At 53.7% G+C, this 17,478-nt stretch carries 13 protein-coding genes and 2 tRNA genes; 13 read left to right on the top strand and 2 right to left on the bottom strand.

The genetic code is table 11. The features are described from left to right. Positions 1-62: 62 nt before the first annotated feature. From FIL88_RS09685 to FIL88_RS09635, 11 genes are all read left to right on the top strand, one after another. Positions 63-149: transfer RNA gene (locus FIL88_RS09685), tRNA-Leu, on the top strand. 85 nt (positions 150-234) lie between these two features. Continuing rightward, on the top strand, positions 235-1,866 hold the full coding sequence (locus tag FIL88_RS09680; protein WP_142853650.1) for a tyrosine-type recombinase/integrase: 1,632 nt from the start codon (positions 235-237) through the stop codon (positions 1,864-1,866). A 118-nt stretch (positions 1,867-1,984) separates the two neighbouring features. Further along, complete coding sequence (locus FIL88_RS09675; RefSeq protein ID WP_142853649.1) at positions 1,985-2,644, top strand: hypothetical protein; 660 nt, start codon at positions 1,985-1,987, stop codon at positions 2,642-2,644. A gap of 68 nt (positions 2,645-2,712) precedes the next feature. Beyond that, complete coding sequence (locus FIL88_RS09670; RefSeq protein ID WP_142853648.1) at positions 2,713-3,360, top strand: DUF3102 domain-containing protein; 648 nt, start codon at positions 2,713-2,715, stop codon at positions 3,358-3,360. Positions 3,361-3,412: 52 nt separating this feature from the next. After that, a complete protein-coding gene (locus tag FIL88_RS09665; protein ID WP_142853647.1) occupies positions 3,413-4,054 on the top strand; it encodes a hypothetical protein in 642 nt (213 codons plus the stop codon). Positions 4,055-4,628: 574 nt separating this feature from the next. Then, complete coding sequence (locus tag FIL88_RS09660; protein WP_142853646.1) at positions 4,629-5,267, top strand: recombinase family protein; 639 nt, start codon at positions 4,629-4,631, stop codon at positions 5,265-5,267. Positions 5,268-5,863: 596 nt separating this feature from the next. Further along, positions 5,864-6,643 carry a BRO family protein gene (locus FIL88_RS09655; RefSeq protein WP_142853645.1) on the top strand — a complete coding sequence of 260 codons (780 nt, stop codon included), beginning with the start codon at positions 5,864-5,866 and terminating at the stop codon, positions 6,641-6,643. 118 nt (positions 6,644-6,761) lie between these two features. Then, positions 6,762-7,052 (top strand): hypothetical protein, encoded by a 291-nt coding sequence (locus FIL88_RS09650; RefSeq protein WP_142853644.1) that lies wholly within the window; start codon positions 6,762-6,764, stop codon positions 7,050-7,052. Between the two features lie 151 nt (positions 7,053-7,203). After that, on the top strand, positions 7,204-8,031 hold the full coding sequence (locus tag FIL88_RS09645) for a lysozyme family protein (protein ID WP_185960902.1): 828 nt from the start codon (positions 7,204-7,206) through the stop codon (positions 8,029-8,031). After that, the gene (locus FIL88_RS09640; RefSeq protein WP_142853642.1) at positions 7,959-10,937 is read left to right on the top strand and encodes a hypothetical protein; all 2,979 of its coding nucleotides are present in this window, start codon (positions 7,959-7,961) and stop codon (positions 10,935-10,937) included. The genes FIL88_RS09645 and FIL88_RS09640 overlap by 73 nt, the downstream gene beginning before the upstream one ends. A gap of 129 nt (positions 10,938-11,066) precedes the next feature. Then, on the top strand, positions 11,067-12,608 hold the full coding sequence (locus FIL88_RS09635; protein ID WP_142853641.1) for a hypothetical protein: 1,542 nt from the start codon (positions 11,067-11,069) through the stop codon (positions 12,606-12,608). Positions 12,609-12,901: 293 nt separating this feature from the next. Here FIL88_RS09635 and FIL88_RS09630 read toward each other — a convergent pair whose 3' ends face one another. Further along, complete coding sequence (locus FIL88_RS09630) at positions 12,902-14,791, bottom strand: cation:proton antiporter domain-containing protein (protein ID WP_142853640.1); 1,890 nt, start codon at positions 14,789-14,791, stop codon at positions 12,902-12,904. Between the two features lie 193 nt (positions 14,792-14,984). Here FIL88_RS09630 and FIL88_RS09625 point away from each other — a divergent pair. Beyond that, positions 14,985-15,074, top strand: a tRNA-Ser gene (locus tag FIL88_RS09625). Between the two features lie 276 nt (positions 15,075-15,350). Here the strand turns inward: FIL88_RS09625 and FIL88_RS09620 are convergent. Further along, a complete protein-coding gene (locus FIL88_RS09620; RefSeq protein WP_185960901.1) occupies positions 15,351-16,277 on the bottom strand; it encodes a LysR family transcriptional regulator in 927 nt (308 codons plus the stop codon). 92 nt (positions 16,278-16,369) lie between these two features. Between FIL88_RS09620 and FIL88_RS09615 the strand changes: the two genes are divergently transcribed. Next, positions 16,370-17,122 carry an SDR family oxidoreductase gene (locus FIL88_RS09615; RefSeq protein WP_142853638.1) on the top strand — a complete coding sequence of 251 codons (753 nt, stop codon included), beginning with the start codon at positions 16,370-16,372 and terminating at the stop codon, positions 17,120-17,122. The last annotated feature ends 356 nt before the right edge of the window (positions 17,123-17,478 follow it).

The following is a 17,478-nucleotide window of genomic DNA, read 5'->3' as shown; positions in this document are numbered from 1 at the left end:
TCGGTTTTGGTCTTCACAACAACCGGACCCTTCGCTATGAAGCGCGTCACCTAGCCTGACATGCGGTCGTGGCGGAATTGGTAGACGCGCAGCGTTGAGGTCGCTGTGAGGTAACACTCGTGCGGGTTCGAGTCCCGCCGACCGCACCAAGGCTTCTGGTTTCTCCTGAGATTGCAAATAGTTAAGCTATTTCAGGTGTTTGTGTTTGCCCGCCCGCTACAAAGGGCGCTACAAATGACGATCAAAATGACCTCTCTGAAACGCGATAAGAACGGCGATTGGTTTGCCCGCAAAGGCATCCCTTCAGCTGTGCGGGAATCCTATAAGCTTGCCTTCGGTCGCTCTCAGGAAGAACGCTTTCGGCGGCCTGCGGAACTTCCCGTCCATCGCGCAAAGATCGAGTTCTCAGACTGGCTTGCTGAAGTCGAAGAGCGAATTGAACGTCTACGAGCATCAAACCCTTCGGAGATTAAGAAGCTATCAATGCGCCAGCAGCACGCCCTGATTGGCCGCTGGTATGAGTGGTTTACGGCCAAGAACGATGAGCATATCGAACTACCTTTGGAGGCACTGGAAAGTATCCATGAAGGATACCTTCAGGTGGTCGATAGCGTTGCAGGTCCGCTTTCGTCATTGGATATTGACCGCGAGGAAGCGAAAGAGCGTTCTCCAAGACACGCTGCTAGGGTCGCTGCGTTCATTGCCACTCGTTCTGAAATCGACATCTTTCTGGCGAGCGAGGGCATAACGCTTGTCGGTGACGAGAAGGCGGAGCTGCTGGCGGCAATGGAGGGCGACTTTGACGCAGCTTTATATGTGCTTAAAAGGCGTGCGGGTGGTGATTATGGCCCAGACCAACGTGTAGCAAAGTATCCGCGCCCCACTCCCTTCACTAAAGCACCTGCTTCCGAGACTCTGGCTGGGTTGACTATTTGGGGTGCGTTCGAGGGGTGGGTGAAGGAGAGACAACCTGCTGTATCGACAGTGAACCGTTGGCGCGGTGTTTTTGAGAACTTGGATAAATATCATGAGGGACGCGACATCGTCTTGTTTTCGGATGCCAACGCCGTTGAGTGGAAAAATGCGCTTGTCGGTGATGGTAGAGGGACGCGCACTATCAACGAAATCTGGTTGTCCTCTGCACGCACCGTGTTCGAATGGGTGCGAAACCAGAAGAAGATTGCAGACAATCCGTTCGACGGGTTGAAGGTTGCTGGCGGCAAGAAGGTTGAAACCCGCGACCGGGAGTTCACGGATGAGGAAATATCAACCCTCCTTAACGCCAGCCTTAAACCTGTCTCCCAGAGGACTGGAGAGAAGCTCAGGGCTGCATATAGATGGGTCCCTTGGCTGTGTGCCTATACTGGTGCCCGAAGCGGCGAGATAACTCAGCTCCGCAAGCAAGACTTCCATCAGCACAAGGATGGCTTCTGGTTCATAGAAATTACGCCTGACGCAGGTACGGTGAAAGGCGGGTCCTTCCGTAAAGTGCCCCTTCACAGCCACCTTATAGAACAGGGCGTAATAGAATTCGTTCGGCAAAGCAGCCCCGGGCCACTCTTTCATGACGGGACGAAGGCCAAAACGATTGACCCATTAAAGCCACCACGCCCAGCGCATGTAGTTGTCCGCAATAAGCTAGGAGCTTGGGTCAGGAAGCAGGGAGTCACAGATAAACGGATTAGCCCAAACCATGCTTGGCGTCATACTTTCAAAAGGCGGGCCGCAAGGGCAGGAATTGAGCAGCGTATTCGGGATGCAATGTGTGGGCATTCCGATGGGCGTGTAGGGGCGCTTTACGAGACTCCGACGCTACAGGATATGGCGTGCGCAATGGTTGAGTTTCAGCGCTACAAGTGCACGTAACTTTCGACAGAGTATTGGGGGGGCTGCTCGACCCTAGTTGATCAAAGGAAGACCGGAGCTGCTGCTTCCATTGTTTTTGAATTTTTGCTAGGCGCTCTAAGGTGCCGTGGAGAAAATCATGTCTAACTATCAAACTGCGTTGTCCCGATACACAGATATAAAAAAATTCATTCAGAACTATCTGTATTTGGAGGGAGAAAAGAAGACCCTGTATTTCAGGACTGACCCCGGGCCGGTGTTCACCCTACACTTCAACTCCTGTCGTGATGTTGACGCAGGTGTCATAGCGTTTCAAATGGCTTTCGCGGCAAAGCTGTCCAATGTAACATACAGGTGCAGCAGTGTTGGATATGGAACTTTCAAACTGACATTCTCCGTAGTGGCTAACAGTAAGCATGAAGCAGAGAAAGTCGCCAAATTCCTCAATAACAGCAAGCGTGTCGCAAACTTGATCAAAGACTCTAGAGAGGTCTCTACTACCCTAAAGAGACTTCCTGCCGATAACGAATTCGCTTCTCTCCCTGACTTTGTCAGAGGGCATTCCCAAACCGATGAGGAGCGAGACGAACGCTTGTCTGCGTTGAGCGCAATGGTTGCGGTAACCGAAGACGAGTTTGAGATCGAAGTGCCCGAAGGGGACAACATCGACGAACGTGTGGCGAGAGTCGAAAAAATGGCTGTGGAACGACCGCCCGCCCCTGATTCTTCCTACTGGAAGATTGCAGATGCATTCGGGGCGTTTTGTGGTGGGATGGCTAAGTCATTTGGCGGAGGCTGATCGGGAAGAAGGCGGAACTCTACATATTTGACCATTGCACCTCAATCCCGAAACCGAAGGAGAGGACGATGGATACACGTCTGGCCCTAACCCCTGACGCTGCCATAGCGTCGATCATCAACGCCAAACATCGAGTTATCGCTGCGCACGAGAGGTCGATGAAGAAGATCGCGGCTGACATTGGCGAAATGCTCATCGAGAAGAAGGCAGAGCTGAAACACGGGGAGTTCATCCCATGGGTCGAGCAGTGGTGTTCGTTCAGCGAGCGCCATGCGCGTAACTATATCAAGATCGCAGACACAAAACGGAAACGCGTTGCCGATTTCGAAGCCTGCGCCTCCATCCGCGAAGTCCTCGCCCTCGGGAAAACCCCTAAGGCCCCCGTTCAACAAACCCGTTCAGCCACTCTTGACGACCTCCGTAAGGTCGAACGTCTACGCGCCCTTCGCGACGACCCATCGGCCACGGAAGGGGAGCGTAACAATGCCCAAAGGAAACTTGACGAGATCGAGAAAGAGATTGGGAAGGTGGAGCCTGAGAAGCAGGCCAAGCAGCTGACGACTAAAGAGCTGTCTGAAAGCTTGACGAAGGTGGCCCTGAAGAAGGCCCCACGAAGTCGGGAAGCGTTCAACGTAATCGAGTGCGCAATCCAACATACCTACGGGTTCTCGGAGGAGAACCTCCAACGCATTCTGAACATCCTGAAAATCTCTTAAGTCTGAACTTCTTGTAAGGAATATCCAATGTCCAAGAACGCGAGGTGCTGTGTTGAAAACCGAAAAGCGCAATATTGGTGCATTTACCGACCCAAAGACCAACGACTATATCCGCTGGGCGCATGATGGGTTCAAGTTGTACCTGTCGGCGGTTGATTGTTACCGTTACGCTGGCGTTAAGCGAGTGGAGGTGCCTCAAGGCTCAAGCCTGAAGAAAGCCATTAGGGGTGCCCGTACAGTCAGCTTCTGGAAGGAAAACTATGACTACAGTGGGACCGAGGTGAAGCTCGGGGTCCCTTTCGATATTGTTCAAGACTTGAAGAAGCCGTTGCCAGAAGGTCTGGCGCTAAAGGTTAGTGGAGGCTTTGAGCGACTCGAAGATTTTCTGGCCGATTGCAGACCGCGCCATGACGATTGCAGCTTCACAGCGGTTGCATCAGACCAAACCACTGGCGGTACGTTTCCCGACGACACATTGCCGAAAGACACGAACGCCACCCCTTTATCTCGGTTTAAGGTAAGCCCTGAGGTGAGAGAAAGACAGGAAAGACGACAAAAGCAGGCGGAGTTTGCAGTTTTTGGATTCTTGGTAGCCAGCGCGCTCGCACACAGCTACTCGCATTTCGTGTCTCAAGCCTTTGGAGCCTTGTTCATGGTAAGCTTCATAGTCTGGTTGAAGTTGCCCAAGCCGTGAACGCCCCAAGTATAGCGCATCTTCAGGTTCCGTTTTATTTCACCGCAAAAATCTGTCTCCCCGAGATATATATAGGGGCCTACGAAATCCCCCCGGTGGGGGTGGCGGTGTTCTCACGAAACAACAGAATGCGATGTTTGTTGCGGAGTGTTCTCGAAGGCGGGAAGTCTCCATAAGTGTATATAAAACAATGGGTTGACTGACAATCGCACATGAATCATATGGATTCTAAGGGCACCATCGGCGTGCCTTCATACAACCCATAAGGATTCACATCATGGTTCTCTTCTCAATTCGTCTCGGTCGCTTCGGTTTAGTAGTGTTACGTGAGGCAACTCGCTCTCGGTTCCGCATTGTTCAGGAAGAAGTAGGGGAGGTCATGATGTTCTTTCCTCGTAGTAGCCTGATCTTCACCAACCATAACGTAGCAGACGATGCCGTGTGCTTGGCTGTTCACTAGAGTATGCTGTAGCGCACATATCTGAACGCCCGACAATTTTTGTTCGTTAGGGTTGCAATCAGCTTGTGAACACCTTAGCTCAGCGAGCATAACCCTAACGAACAGAAAGCTCCCATGTCGAAGACCATCCTTTACTCCCGCGTATCCACGTCAGAACAGACCAGCGAGCATCAGCTCGAACAGGCGCGAAAAGCTGGCTTTCAGATTGATGATGTGGTGGTTGACCATGGCACTTCCGGTGTCAGCACCCGATTAGCTGAGAGGGAAAACGGTAAACGCCTCTTTGACATGCTTCGTGACGGGGACACGTTAGTGGTCCGCTGGGTGGACCGTTTGGGGCGCAACTACGGCGACGTGACGGAGACCATACGGGAATTCCTAGGGCGGGGGGTGACCATCAAGACGGTGATCAATGGTATGGTCTTTGACGCTAGCCCTCAGACGCCCACGGACATGGCTGTGAGAGACGCTCTGATAGGCTTCATGGCGGCGCAGGCAGCGGTGCAAGCGCAAGTCACAAAAGAGGCTCAGGCAGCTGGCATTGCGCACCACAAGGCCGTTTCGCCCGAGAAGTTCAAGGGACGGAAGCCCAGCTTCACGAGAGACACCTTCGAGCATGTGAAGGCGCTAATCGACGCGGGGCAAGGGCACTCGGCGATTGCTAAGGTGACTGGTTTGAATCGCCATGCAGTTATCCGCATTGCTGAAAACCCGGCCAAGGCGGAGGCTTCACTTGATCGCTGGGGGCTTTGAGTTCCGCCGTTGGCGGAGTTCAATGATATCAATGGCTTAGACAGGAGGCTGTGAGGCATCAATAACGCCCCGCAACGCCTTGATAAGAAACAACTTATCAATTCTCACCCATCTATGCCCTAAGTCCCTGTGAAGGTTACCTTAAGGTGTACCTGCTGGTGCCCCAGAGCATCTGGTTAGTCAGCAAGTGGGATGCTGGTGTACCGAGCGATGTGATGAAGGTGGAGTAGAGGTGTTCTCCTCCTCCAAGATCACCACCAAGGCAACACAGCAAAGGCGATGCTTCCTGAGGACGTGTTGGTGTCAGCAGACCACCAATCCAACCCAACATTGTGTCCAGTGTCTGCAAGGTCGGACATTGTACTCAGAGTTGGTTCCTCTGTGTGTGACGGTGGATGGGGTGGCTTAGGTCACCCCTGAAGCTGTGTACGCTTAACTGCATCTGTGTCTGCTTACGCCTTTGGCAGGGCGATCAGTTCCTATCAGACATTCAGACCACCCTCAGGCCCCGTCAATTATCCCCCAACAATGCCCTTAGAGAACCGAAAGCCTTGGTCTCGGGTATCCCTTTTTCACACTTCAACGGAAACCACCGCATGAGAATCCACACACAATCACCGCACATCTTCAACTTCCACGACCATGACATCCGCGTCTGTGAGGATGAAGGTCAGCCGTGGTTCGTCGCTGCAGACGTCTTGAATATCTTCGGCGTGCAAAAGAATAACCGCGCGAACTGGCTGATGAAACTCCGACGCGCTGACAAGGATAAGAAACGATTTCATACCCCGGGCGGGCCACAGCCTATGACTGTGATCTCCGAGAGCGGTTTATACACCTTACTCATGCGCAGTGATAAGTCTGTTGCCAAAGATTTTCAGGAATGGGTCACTGCCGACGTCTTGCCAGCAGTTCGCAAAGATGGCGCGTATGTTCTAGATGAGGAGAAGGTGGCGTCCGGCGAGATGAGCGAAGATGAGTTCGTCATGAAGGCGATGCAAATTCTTTCACGTAAGGTCGAACGAATTACCGCAGAGCGCGATGCTGCCCTCGTAAAGGTCGCCGAACAAGCCCCGAAGGTTGCTGACTACGAGGCCCGGTGGTCCCGTCACGACACCATAGGGCTAACCCAATTTGCCGAACAATCGGGCCTCAGAAAGAACAAGTTCACAGAAGCTCTCAGGGAAATGGACTACCTGTTTAACCGGGGGAGCAGTCGGAATATTCCCTATGCAAAGCACATGGATGAACTCTTCGTCCGCCGCGACACGGCTCAAGGCTTCCCGCAAACCTTCATTACCAAGCAGGGAGCAGAACACTTTCAGGGTCTGATTGCCCAAGGCACGTTCGATCATATCCGAACGACCAACGCTTAGTCGCACACCTCAAAACGTAACCCTTTAGCCGCCCTAGCTGTCCTCAGTTGGGGTGGCATTGCTATGGAACTCCTACATGAAAAGATCATACGAACTTCGCTCAAAATTCTCACGAAGCTTGGCGGAAAAGGCGCGCGGCTTGTTTGGTGCGCAGGCAGTTGAGACAGCCCAACAGGATGTAATCGACCGTTCTAAAACGCGAGACCCGGCAAAACGTGGCTGGGTGGCAATGACCGTGCGCGCTTCAGATATAGCGGTCATTGAACTTATCCGCGCCCGCTTCCTTGCTGCAACGGGTCGTCCAATCAGCAAGCCTGAGGTGATGAGTGCCGCCATTGCTGAAGGCCTGCACATCCTCCTCAAACGCGAAGATTTTGGCGGCGAAGCTGCTGATCGAGACCAAAGCTAATAACAGTTTTTCCACACACAAGGTTCCTCACATGACCGATACTCCAACCAATCTTGCGCTCCTTCAACTCATTCGAGGGGCGGAGACCGAACACGGCTATGACGACTACTCCCGTTACGCCACCCTCACACCCCCTAAAGCCCCAACTCAAATGACCGTCCGCGAAGTCCAAGAGTGGCAACGTAAGGCGGCTCGCGCGGGTTCCAAAAGTGTTGCTATCGGCGGCTATCAGATGATCACCAAGACGTTCAACGGCGTCGTGGAAGAGATGGCCCTGACAGGCGACGAGATGTTTGACGCGGCGATGCAGGACCGCATGGGAATGCACCTGTTGAACCGTCGCGGCTACCGTAAGTGGGCCTCGGGACAAATGTCCGACAGCCACTTCGCAGACAACCTCTCAATGGAATGGGCGGCGCTCCCCCGCTTCACCGGACCTAAACGAGGCCGTAGCCACTACGATAAGGATGGCCTTAACGCCTCCCGTGTGGCGATTGACGTTGTCCAGCAGGCAATGAACGCTTCCCGCGACGGCACGCCTTTCGACTTCGGGGCGACAGCAAAGGCTGGAATGCCTGCTGCCCGTGGTGGCGTGGCTTCAGCGCAAGACGAGCGTGCCCTCATGCTCTCGGAACTGGACCCTTCAACCACGTATAACGGCGCTGACTTGGAAGGCGTGAACAAGCCCACTGCGCGGTATCGTTCGAAGCAGGACGAGAAGGACGCAGCTGTCGCCCCCCACTGGACACCGACCTTCTGGGAAGGTGCTGAGATGGCGATGGACGAGGGCTTTATCAGCTCGAGCGTCTTGCGTCAGATGAACCGGGAAGAGTTCGAACCTCCAACTTCCAGTTCTCCGAAGACCTCTGGGCACAAGCCTCTGCGGGTCTCCCTGAAGACTACCAGATGGCTCTGTCAGAGGCGACGTCAGAAGCACACGCTCAGGCGTTGTCGCAGGAAATCAAACGGACCTACGTGATCGACCAGAAGCTCAATGAGATGGGCTGGACAGGTACAGGCCTACGTTTCGGCGCGGCGCTCTTGGACCCTGCAGCTATCTTGGCTTCTATCGCCACTGAGGGCACAGCTGCTCCTGTGATCTACTCTGCAAAGGCTGGTAAGCTGGGCCGCTTTCTTCGTGCTGGTACAGCGGGCGCTGCGGTCAACGCTGGTATCGAAGGCTACTTGGTTTCACAGAACCCGCTCCAAGAGTGGGAAAATGTGGGCTTTGCAGCTGCGGCTGGCTTCGTGCTGGGCGGCGCTGTAGGTGCCTTTGGTCGAACCTACGACGACATCGCGCTCTCGGGTGCCTTTGAGAAAGCCCTTAGCGCAGCCGAAGAGGTGGAAGCCCCTCTGGCAGCTCGCGCGGCAATCACAGGCGTTCCTGACGGCTCTGTTGGGGCGGCTCGGGTGCAACCTGACGTGGACCTGACGGCTGCAGAACAAGTGGCTCTGGACAACTACGACGCTCCGAAGTCTGCCATGGGTAAAGCCCGTATCGACCGTGTGGGTATCCTGAAGCAATCCGATAACGGCATCACCCGTCAAGTTGCGGGCCTTCTCGCAGAGGACGGTGTCGGGAATGCCAACGGCACCATCAACGTGCGTAGTGCCTCCGAGCAAACCGCCCGTGAGATGCGCGTTCGTATGGCTCGCTTCTACAACGTCTACAATGACGAGTGGAATGCGTGGGCGAAGGAGCAAGGCCTTAGCTGGTATCAACGTGGTCCTGCCTCCCGTGCCAAGTTCAACAACGCTGTCGGTAGTGCCGTGCGCCGTGAGCTGGACGCTGGTCTCGACCCGCACATCCAGAAGGTTGCGGCCACAGTGAAGGCGGAGATGAAGTCGCTCTTGGAGTTCGGACGCGAGAAGAACATTCGAGGGTTCAACGACATCAAGGACAATTACAACTACCTGACCCGTAAACATCGCGTAGAGGCGCTTGACGATCTCATTGAACGTGTAGGGCAGGGGAACGTTAACCAACTCATGGCGAAGTCTCTTCTGAGTGCCGATGAGAAATGGCGCGTTCGGAATGCAGGCCGTGCCATGGCGACGGAAGCCCTCGACTATGAGGATGCTCTGAATATTGGTGCCGCCTACGTGAAGTCCATACGCTCCCGCAAGTATGGTCACTTCGACATGAACCAAGCACTGAGCGGCCTAGACACAGAAGTTCTTCAGGAGATGCTATTGGATGCCGGAATGGGGGCCGATGAGGTTGCCCGTATCAGCGACAAGGTACGGTTCACCCGCGACACTGGCGAAGAAGGCCGCATGGCAAGCGCCAAGATGCGTCTGGACTTGGATGAGACCACGACGTTCGACCTGCGTAACGCCGATGGGACCACTTCAACAATCCGTATTGAAGACTTCCTTGAGAACGATGTCGAACAGCTCTTCACGAACTACGCACGCTCCGTCCTCGGGGCGGGGTTCATCGAAGAAGCCCTCAGTCACTTCAAGGTGGCCGGGAAGAACGGCGACATGCCCCAACACGCTCCCTCATGGGAAACCGTTAAGGGCTACATCGCAGAAAACTCGAAGCTGTCTCAGTCAGCTCAGGCTACTGAGTTCCGCCGTCTCGATAACCTTTACAAGTCCGTGAAGGGGATTGCGGTCGAGCCTCCATCCAACTCGCGTGAAGCACTGCGGTTCCTTCGGGACTACAACTTCATCCGCATTGGCGGTCAGCTGGGTGTCGCTCAGTTGGCTGAGATCGGCAACGTCCTCGGACAGGGCGGTATGAAGAACATGCTGCAGCACATGCCAGCCCTTCGGGGTGTCTTTAAGGGCATGCGTAAAGGTGAGTTCAAGGATGAGCTGTTCAACGAGATCGAAGCGGTCTGGGGTTTCGGCACTGACCTGACCCGTCACAGCCCTAGCGTGAAGATGGACGATGCCCACGGCAGTACGTTCGAAGGACGAAACCACTCCGCGTCGAAACTGCAGAAAGCCGACTACGCCCTTCAACAGGGTAAGAAGGTGACCTCTGTGGCGTCCGGCATGGCTCACGTCAACATGGTGCTTCAACGGATGAACTCTCGGGTTCTCGTACAGCGCTTCATGGACAACGCTAATGGCGGTCGAAAGATCAACACCAAGCGTCTCCGTGTGATGGGCATTTCCGATGAGATGATCGAGCGAATTAACGGGCAGTTGAAAGCGCACGTGAAGGAAGCTCAAGGTCTCCTCGGGAAGAAGGTGGCGAAGATCAACATCGACCAATGGGACGATCTCGACGCCAAGAACACGTTCATCAACGGCGTGGACCGCTGGGCTAAGAAGTCCGTTCAAGAGAACGACATCGGCAACATGCCTGACTTCATGAGCTACGAGATGTACAAGACCATCGCGCAGTTCCGTTCGTTCATGCTGGCAGCCTACACCAAGCAGCTCCTCTCGGGCCTGCATCACCGGGATTGGGAAACCTTCTCGAGCTATGCAACGTCCATGCTGTTCGGTTCCCTGTTCTACGCGGCTCAACAGGCCGTGAATGCGCAGGGAAGGGCGGATAAGGGCGAGTGGTTGGAGAAGCGACTGGCTCCTGAAGAGATCGCTAAGGCTGGCTTCCAGCGAGCTGCGTTCTCTTCGTTCATCCCTATGGGGGTGGATGAGGTCGTCGGGTTCGGTGGTTTGGACCCGGTGTTCTCGTATCGCTCAAGAGGCCTTGCTTCGGGCATCCTAGGGAACCCTACATATGACCTTATCGTGAACCTTCGGAAGGGAGCTTCGGGTGTCACATCGTCAATCCTGAGGTCGGACTATGACTTCAGCCAACAGGACTACCGGGCGCTGACTTCCACGCTCTTCTTTCAGAACGCCTTCGTGGTTCGGAATGTGCTCAACACGATAGGAGGAGAACTTCCGAGGTTCTCTCACTAAACCAAACGCGGCCACCTTCGGGTGGTCGTCTCTCTCTTCCAGATTGTCTAAACTAATTTTAAACACCTTTTCCGGTTGCGAATCTGGATGAGAAAGTAACGCGATCAGTTTTAGCAGATGGTTTTTGATATGAATGACGAAGTGTCGAACGAAATAGACAGTACTGTGCGTGAAAAGAATGCCGGAGTTGAAAAGGTCCCAGAGAAGAAGTGGAGACGCAGATTTAATAGACTAGCTTGGCGAGTCCATGCGCGCTTCCCGAATACGGTTCCCAATCCATACCGTCGTGAAAAGGAGTCCATCAGAAAACGTGATGCTCAGGCTAATCTGGAAAGTAGTTTGAAAGAGGGTGAGAACCTTCAACTCGGATGTATCGTTGTGAGCGAGATTTTTGGCCCCAATGAGATTGAAGCCCTATATGAAGACCTCATCAAGATCGGTTGGGGCAAAGATAGGATTTCGACCCTAACTGACGTGAATATTGAGTGGATCAAAGAGCAGCGCCTTTATGGTCATGGGGGATGGCTATCCTTGGGTCACGTAGTTCGACCACGGGAAGTTAAGGACTTCTTAGGAGTTTGTTATACCGCGGATTTTCCAATCGAGTTTTCGTCACTTTGGGTTCGCCTTACACAGCTCACTCCTTCTGTTACGTGCATGACAGTTGCGTTTATGCTATCAGATGAAGCCTCACGAGATTACCTACATGAAATCAATCGACCTGCAGAAACTCGTTACTCCCCCAATCGTAGAACAGGCGGATACGCTGTGCAGGGCGTAGAAGTTGAGAAAGAGACACGAGTCGGACTAGTCAGAGAAAAATACCGCAACCTAGGCATTGCTTGGTTTGCAAAAAACTTCCCCGGGTTTTTCACGAAGCATTGCGAAGATACACGGTTTCCTACAGCGGAGTTCTTGTCTCTCGATGGGTTTACTCCATTTGAGCATGACACTGAAATAAAACGAGGTTGGAGGCACTGGTCTCGGTTCGTGGGGATTGGACGAAGCTCAGATTTTTGGCTGAACAACGAAAATCCCTCTTTGGGTTATGCCATGCGTAATGGGTATCAAGAAACTTTGCCGAATCATATTACTGTCGCTCAACGCTGGGAGGCGTCGAGTGAACCCAATGAAGAGGTGGTGGAAATCTCACTTAACAGGAAGGCGATGACTGCCTTGAATGAGTTGGAAGGAATTATCCCGCACTATGCGTTCACTGCCTATCTCAGTGAGCTGTTGAGGGACCTGAAAGAGACACGCCAGTCTTTTGCGACGGTTTCAAAGGCGCGGCGGTCAACTCAGGATGTTGACAGAATCAGTAGCTTCTTCAGGCGGTTCGTAGGCATACCCGCTGTAGCTCAAGAGGCGTTGGCGTTGGCGAAAGATGAGGTGTCTTTCCGCATAAACGCAAGTGGTTTTAGCTATCACTCTGGGTTCGGTGCCGATAAAAAACTAGAGAGCGCGGATGGTTTAAGATCATTTACAGAGCGCCTTTCACGGAAGCTTCTCGAAGACGACCGAGGCACTCGAGAGTTTTTGAATCAAATGAGTTCGGCGATCGGGACCAAAGAGAACATAGCAGCGCAGCGGCGAATGGAATTCCTCGCCGTCGTGGCGGCAATTGTTTCCTTTGGTTCGTTGATTGTCGCTTCCATTGCGATTGGTAAATGAAGCTGGGTGAATGGCCGCGTGCAGCGGTCATCTGACGCGCTTTCCGCTAGGTTTGAAATGTTTGTCAGCCCCGGTTCCTCTCCTGCGCACCCAACAAAGCGATCCAAGCTTGGTCCACCAACAATTAGGTTGAGCGGTCATTTTCTATTGCGAAGCGCTACAACGTCACGCTACAAAAGGAGTATCGCGGGCAGGGAATATGAAAATGAAATCAGATACTTGAGGTGCGGTGTGCTGTCTCCCGCCGACCGCACCATCCCCAGAATCATATCTGAACAACGATACACACCGCGTTATTCTGCGGGTGATTCCGTGGGCTTGTCTGCCTTGATGTCTTGCATCCGACCACGCAGCTGTTCTTCCCATTCCTCCATCATCTCGTCGACGCGCGCCATGTAGGGCTCGTTTTCAAATGGTGGGATGTTGATGTCGTAAAGCCCAGCCAGATCCAGCATGACTTCACGGTCGGCAGCTTCAAACTCGGCCAACAGCTTTTCTGCCTGTGGGCGCGTATGGCCAAGCGCTTCAAAGACCGAGCGGCTGGCCCGGATCGAGCTGTCATAGGTCTCGCGAATGATGTCGCGACACCCAACAGACCAAAGGTCATAGACGTGATTGCGGTCGATGGCGCGGGCAACCAGATGCACATGCGGGTGATGTTCGACCATATATCGGACCAGTTCTGTGATTGCCTCTTTGTCATCAATGGCGATGACCAGGACTTTTGCCTCGTCAATGCCAGCAGCGTGCAGCAGATCGGGGCGGGTGGCGTCCCCGAAATGGACACTGATGTGGAAGCGGCGCAGCATTTCCAGCTGCTCGGACGAATAGTCCAAAACGGTCGTGTCATAGCCTGCCCCACGTAGCGTGCGGTTCACGATACCGCCAAAGCGGCCGTGGCCCGCAATGATGATGGGCGCTTCGCCTTCGATCTCGTCCGCTTCGCGTTCGTCTTGGTTGCTGTATCTTGGGGCAATTACACGATCATAGAGGATGAACAGGGCAGGGGTCAGCAGCATCGACAGCGCGACGACCAGAAGCAGAAGGTCTGCGATGTCCTGCGGTATCACCGCGTTTGCCACGGTGAAGGACAAAAGCACGAACCCGAATTCACCGGCCTGCGCCAGTCCAAGGGCAAACAGCCACTTGTCGCCCCCTTGCAGTTTGAATGCTCGCCCAAGCACCATCAACACGCCGGCCTTCAGCGCAATCAGGCCAAGGGTTAGTCCAATGATCAGCGCGAAATTGCTGCCCAGAAGCCCGAAGTTAATCCCGGCACCCACGGTGATGAAGAATACGCCAAGGAAGATGCCCTTGAACGGGTCGATATCGCTTTCCAACTCGTGCCGGTATTCGCTGCCCGCCATAACGACGCCCGCCAGGAACGTACCAAGCGCGGGGGACAGGCCCACCATCGTCATCAACAGCGCAATGCCAAGAACCATCATCAGTGCCGTGGTGACGAACAGCTCGCGCAGGCGCGCCTTGGCGACGAATCGGAAGATGGGTGTGGTCAGATAGGTTCCGATGAAGATCACCCCGGCAATCGCGGCTAATGTGACCAGCGCCGTTTGCCAGCCGTTCAATCCGTCGACGAGGCTAAGGTTCAGCCCACCGCCATGACCATCGCCATGATCCGCAGCGTGCGATAATGCGTCCCCCAGTTCAGGCATCGCCAACAACGGGATCAGCGCCAGCATTGGAATCACCGCAATATCTTGCATCAGCAAGACCGAGAAACTGGCCTGCCCACCATCTGAACGCAGAAGCCCCTTTTCGCGCAAAGTCTGGTTCACGATCGCGGTCGAAGACAGCGCCAGCACCAAACCGATTGCCAGCCCGACGGTCATCGGCAGCCCAAAAGCCAGCGAGATGGCCAGAACCGCACCGGTCGTGATGCCAATCTGCAGTCCGCCCAGCACAAAGATTCGACTGCGCATCTCCCACAATGATTTGGGATTCATCTCAAGCCCGACAATGAACAGCATCATCACCACGCCAAATTCCGCAAAATGCTGAAGCGCAATCACATCCGCACCCGCCCAATGTAAAATTGGGCTAATCGCTATGCCTGCCACAAGATAGCCAAGCACCGACCCCAACCCAAAACGCGAGGCGATGGGAACGGCAATCACCCCTGCCAGAAACAGGGTAAACGTAATCAGCATGAATTCAGCGGTCATTGTGCCCTCGCAATCATTTACCAGATAAGAAAATTAGCCCTGCTCGTGGTGGGCGTTCCCCCTAGGAAAGCCTTCAATAGGCGGCGGGTCAAGCGCTGGGCAGTTTTGCTGAAACAGATCCAAATCGGAAATCCGACTTAAAAGTGCTATTTGACCCTTGCCCCTGCCGGGCGACAAAGCTAAACGGGTCGACGGAGACGTGGCCGAGTGGTCGAAGGCGCTCCCCTGCTAAGGGAGTAGGCGGGAAACCGTCTCGAGGGTTCGAATCCCTTCGTCTCCGCCACCCGCCATCTTCATTCAATTCTGTTGGTACTCATTTAACCCCTTATGGGGCTGTTTTTGTTGATCTATCTGCATTCATTGTTGCTTTTCATTTCTCTTCGATTGCCACCCAGATTTACTCCAGCTTCCTTAGTGCAATGCTGCTTCGTATCTGATGAACGCGAAGAGCTCAAAAACCGACTTTGCGCGCGCGAGGGTCTGCGTTTATCTCGCAACTCTGATCGGGAACGCCTTCCTCAATCCCGCTTTATGCGTTCTTTGAGAGTTTCAACGTCACCTATTGCGGATCAACAGCAGCTATCTCCAAAAGGACCTGCCTCACCCAGGCGACCAGGGGTCTTTTCCCAAGCCTTGTATGAGAAAGCATCTCTAACTGCTGGACATTTGCATCAACCGCAACCGGGCAAGGTATGGTCGTGAGAGCCGGGTTTTCTGCAAGCCTTGCCGCAACACTTCGAGGTGCTGTCAAAATCATATCAGTCACAGTTAGGATGCTTTCGGCGTGGATGAAACTGCTTACCGTGAGGGCAACATGGCGTTGCTTGCCGAGGACCGCAAGCGCCTGATCGGTGCTCCCACGTGTGTCTTTCCCAGGGCTGTGAAGGATGTGGCGTAGTTCGGCATACCGTTTTGGCGTTAATCCGTTCGACAGAAGTGCGGGGTGGTCGCGACGCAAAACGCAGGCATATCCCTCATTTCGCAGGACATCCTTTTGGAAGCGAACTGGCACGTCGCCAAAGCTTGCCAACGCAAGATCTGCTTCGCTCACGTCAAGAAGCTCGTAGGATCGGCCATTGGTCGGGGTGATGCGCAAAGAGACGCCGGGTGCTTGATCCGAGAGAACTTGCATCAGTGGCGGCAACAGAATGACGTTGAAATAGTCAACTGCAGCTATCGTTATGGTACCCTTCGCAGTCGCAGGATCGAATCTCCGATTGGCGAGCAGATCTTCTAGCTCTGCAAGGATTCCTTGAATGGGCACCGCTAGCTCGACTGCACGCTCTGTCGGCTCCATTCCCGCGGGTGATTTAACTAGCAGCTCATCGCCTAGGGTGGATCTTAGGCGTTGCAAGGCGTTTGACATTGCAGGTTGGGACATGCCCAGCTTTTCCGCAGCACGCGTCACATGCCGTTCGCGATAAACGGCTTCAAAGACCACCAGAAGATTGAGGTCAAGGCTACGTAATCGGCGTTTGTCATTCATGGTGTGAATGTACAGATCATGTCTATGAATTTCAATTATTGCGCTGCGCTTAGTAGTCATCCTCAAAATCAACCAAAGAACGGAACAGAACCATGTGCTTTGAGAACCAATCCATTGTTGTAACTGGCGGAAATTCAGGCATCGGCCGTGCCGCCGCTAAATCATTCCGAGCCGATGGCGCTAAGGTCGCAATTCTAGGTCGTGATCAGGCGACTCTTGCGCAAAGCGTTGCGGAGCTGGAGGTTTTTGGTCGGAGCTGCGATGTCACCGATCGCTCGGCTCTTGAGGTTTTCATGGCTGATGCAGCCCATCATAATGGTCAGTTTGATGTCTTATTTGCAAATGCTGGCATCGCCGCGTTTACGCCCTTTGAAGGCCATGACCCCGCAAATTTCAAGCAAGTTATGGACGTCAATTTTCATGGCACGGTGAATACGATTGCTGCTGCATTACCGCATCTAAATGACGGAGCTAGCATTATTTTGACTACTTCAGTCGCCAATCAAATGGGCGAACCAAATTCAGTTGCATATGCGGCGAGCAAAGCAGCGGTAAAGTCGCTTGTTTCAACTTTATCGACGGAGCTTGCGCCGAGAGGTATCCGCGTGAACGCTATCAGTCCGGGTCCGACTGCCACTCCAATCTTCAACAAGTTGGGGCTTACGGGCGAGGCAATCGAACAAACGAGGGCTTTTGTATCCGCAGCCACTCCAGCAAATCGCATGGGCGAAGTATCTGATCAAGTAGATGCAGTACTGTACTTAGCATCAAAGCGAAGCTCTTTTGTCGTCGGACAGGAAATTGTTGTGGATGGCGGCCTCACAAGTTGCGCATCTCTCGGTTAGTGGAGGCTAAAGACGTAACTCGATATAGTAATTGGCTGTTTTCGAATGACACCCAATGCTCTTCATGTAGGGGAAAATGAAGTACATTTTCCGGATTGGTTCGGCCCCCCAAATTTGGGCGGGCCGCCCAGTCTAGAGCGCGAATCGAAAAGGGCGCCTTCGCGGCTGACTTAAAACCCTGCTCGAATCTGGCGGATGTCCCTGGACTTTTGATCAAAAACCGGTTGCGGGATCGGATGCACAATCCTTGCCGGTGTCCACAAGGCTCTTTCCACGAGGAATACGGAACGGAAGAAACGATAGGATGTGAGCAGATTCGATTTGTGGGGCTTGAAAGGTTGGTCAAACACCTAACG

It is taken from the genome of Aliiroseovarius halocynthiae, from assembly GCF_007004645.1.
Classification (GTDB): Bacteria; Pseudomonadota; Alphaproteobacteria; order Rhodobacterales; family Rhodobacteraceae; genus Aliiroseovarius; species Aliiroseovarius halocynthiae.
Note: the sequence above shows the minus strand (reverse complement) of the source record. Positions and strands in the feature narration are given on the sequence as shown.

Coding starts and splice junctions, on each gene's coding strand:
- FIL88_RS09680 (WP_142853650.1), top strand. CDS start 235: ATGACGATCAAAATGACCTCTCTGAAACGCGATAAGAACGGCGATTGG.
- FIL88_RS09660 (WP_142853646.1), top strand. CDS start 4,629: ATGTCGAAGACCATCCTTTACTCCCGCGTATCCACGTCAGAACAGACC.
- FIL88_RS09635 (WP_142853641.1), top strand. CDS start 11,067: ATGAATGACGAAGTGTCGAACGAAATAGACAGTACTGTGCGTGAAAAG.
- FIL88_RS09645 (WP_185960902.1), top strand. CDS start 7,204: ATGACCGTCCGCGAAGTCCAAGAGTGGCAACGTAAGGCGGCTCGCGCG.
- FIL88_RS09620 (WP_185960901.1), bottom strand. CDS start 16,277: ATGAATGACAAACGCCGATTACGTAGCCTTGACCTCAATCTTCTGGTG.
- FIL88_RS09655 (WP_142853645.1), top strand. CDS start 5,864: ATGAGAATCCACACACAATCACCGCACATCTTCAACTTCCACGACCAT.
- FIL88_RS09670 (WP_142853648.1), top strand. CDS start 2,713: ATGGATACACGTCTGGCCCTAACCCCTGACGCTGCCATAGCGTCGATC.
- FIL88_RS09630 (WP_142853640.1), bottom strand. CDS start 14,791: ATGACCGCTGAATTCATGCTGATTACGTTTACCCTGTTTCTGGCAGGG.
- FIL88_RS09675 (WP_142853649.1), top strand. CDS start 1,985: ATGTCTAACTATCAAACTGCGTTGTCCCGATACACAGATATAAAAAAA.
- FIL88_RS09640 (WP_142853642.1), top strand. CDS start 7,959: ATGGCTCTGTCAGAGGCGACGTCAGAAGCACACGCTCAGGCGTTGTCG.
- FIL88_RS09615 (WP_142853638.1), top strand. CDS start 16,370: ATGTGCTTTGAGAACCAATCCATTGTTGTAACTGGCGGAAATTCAGGC.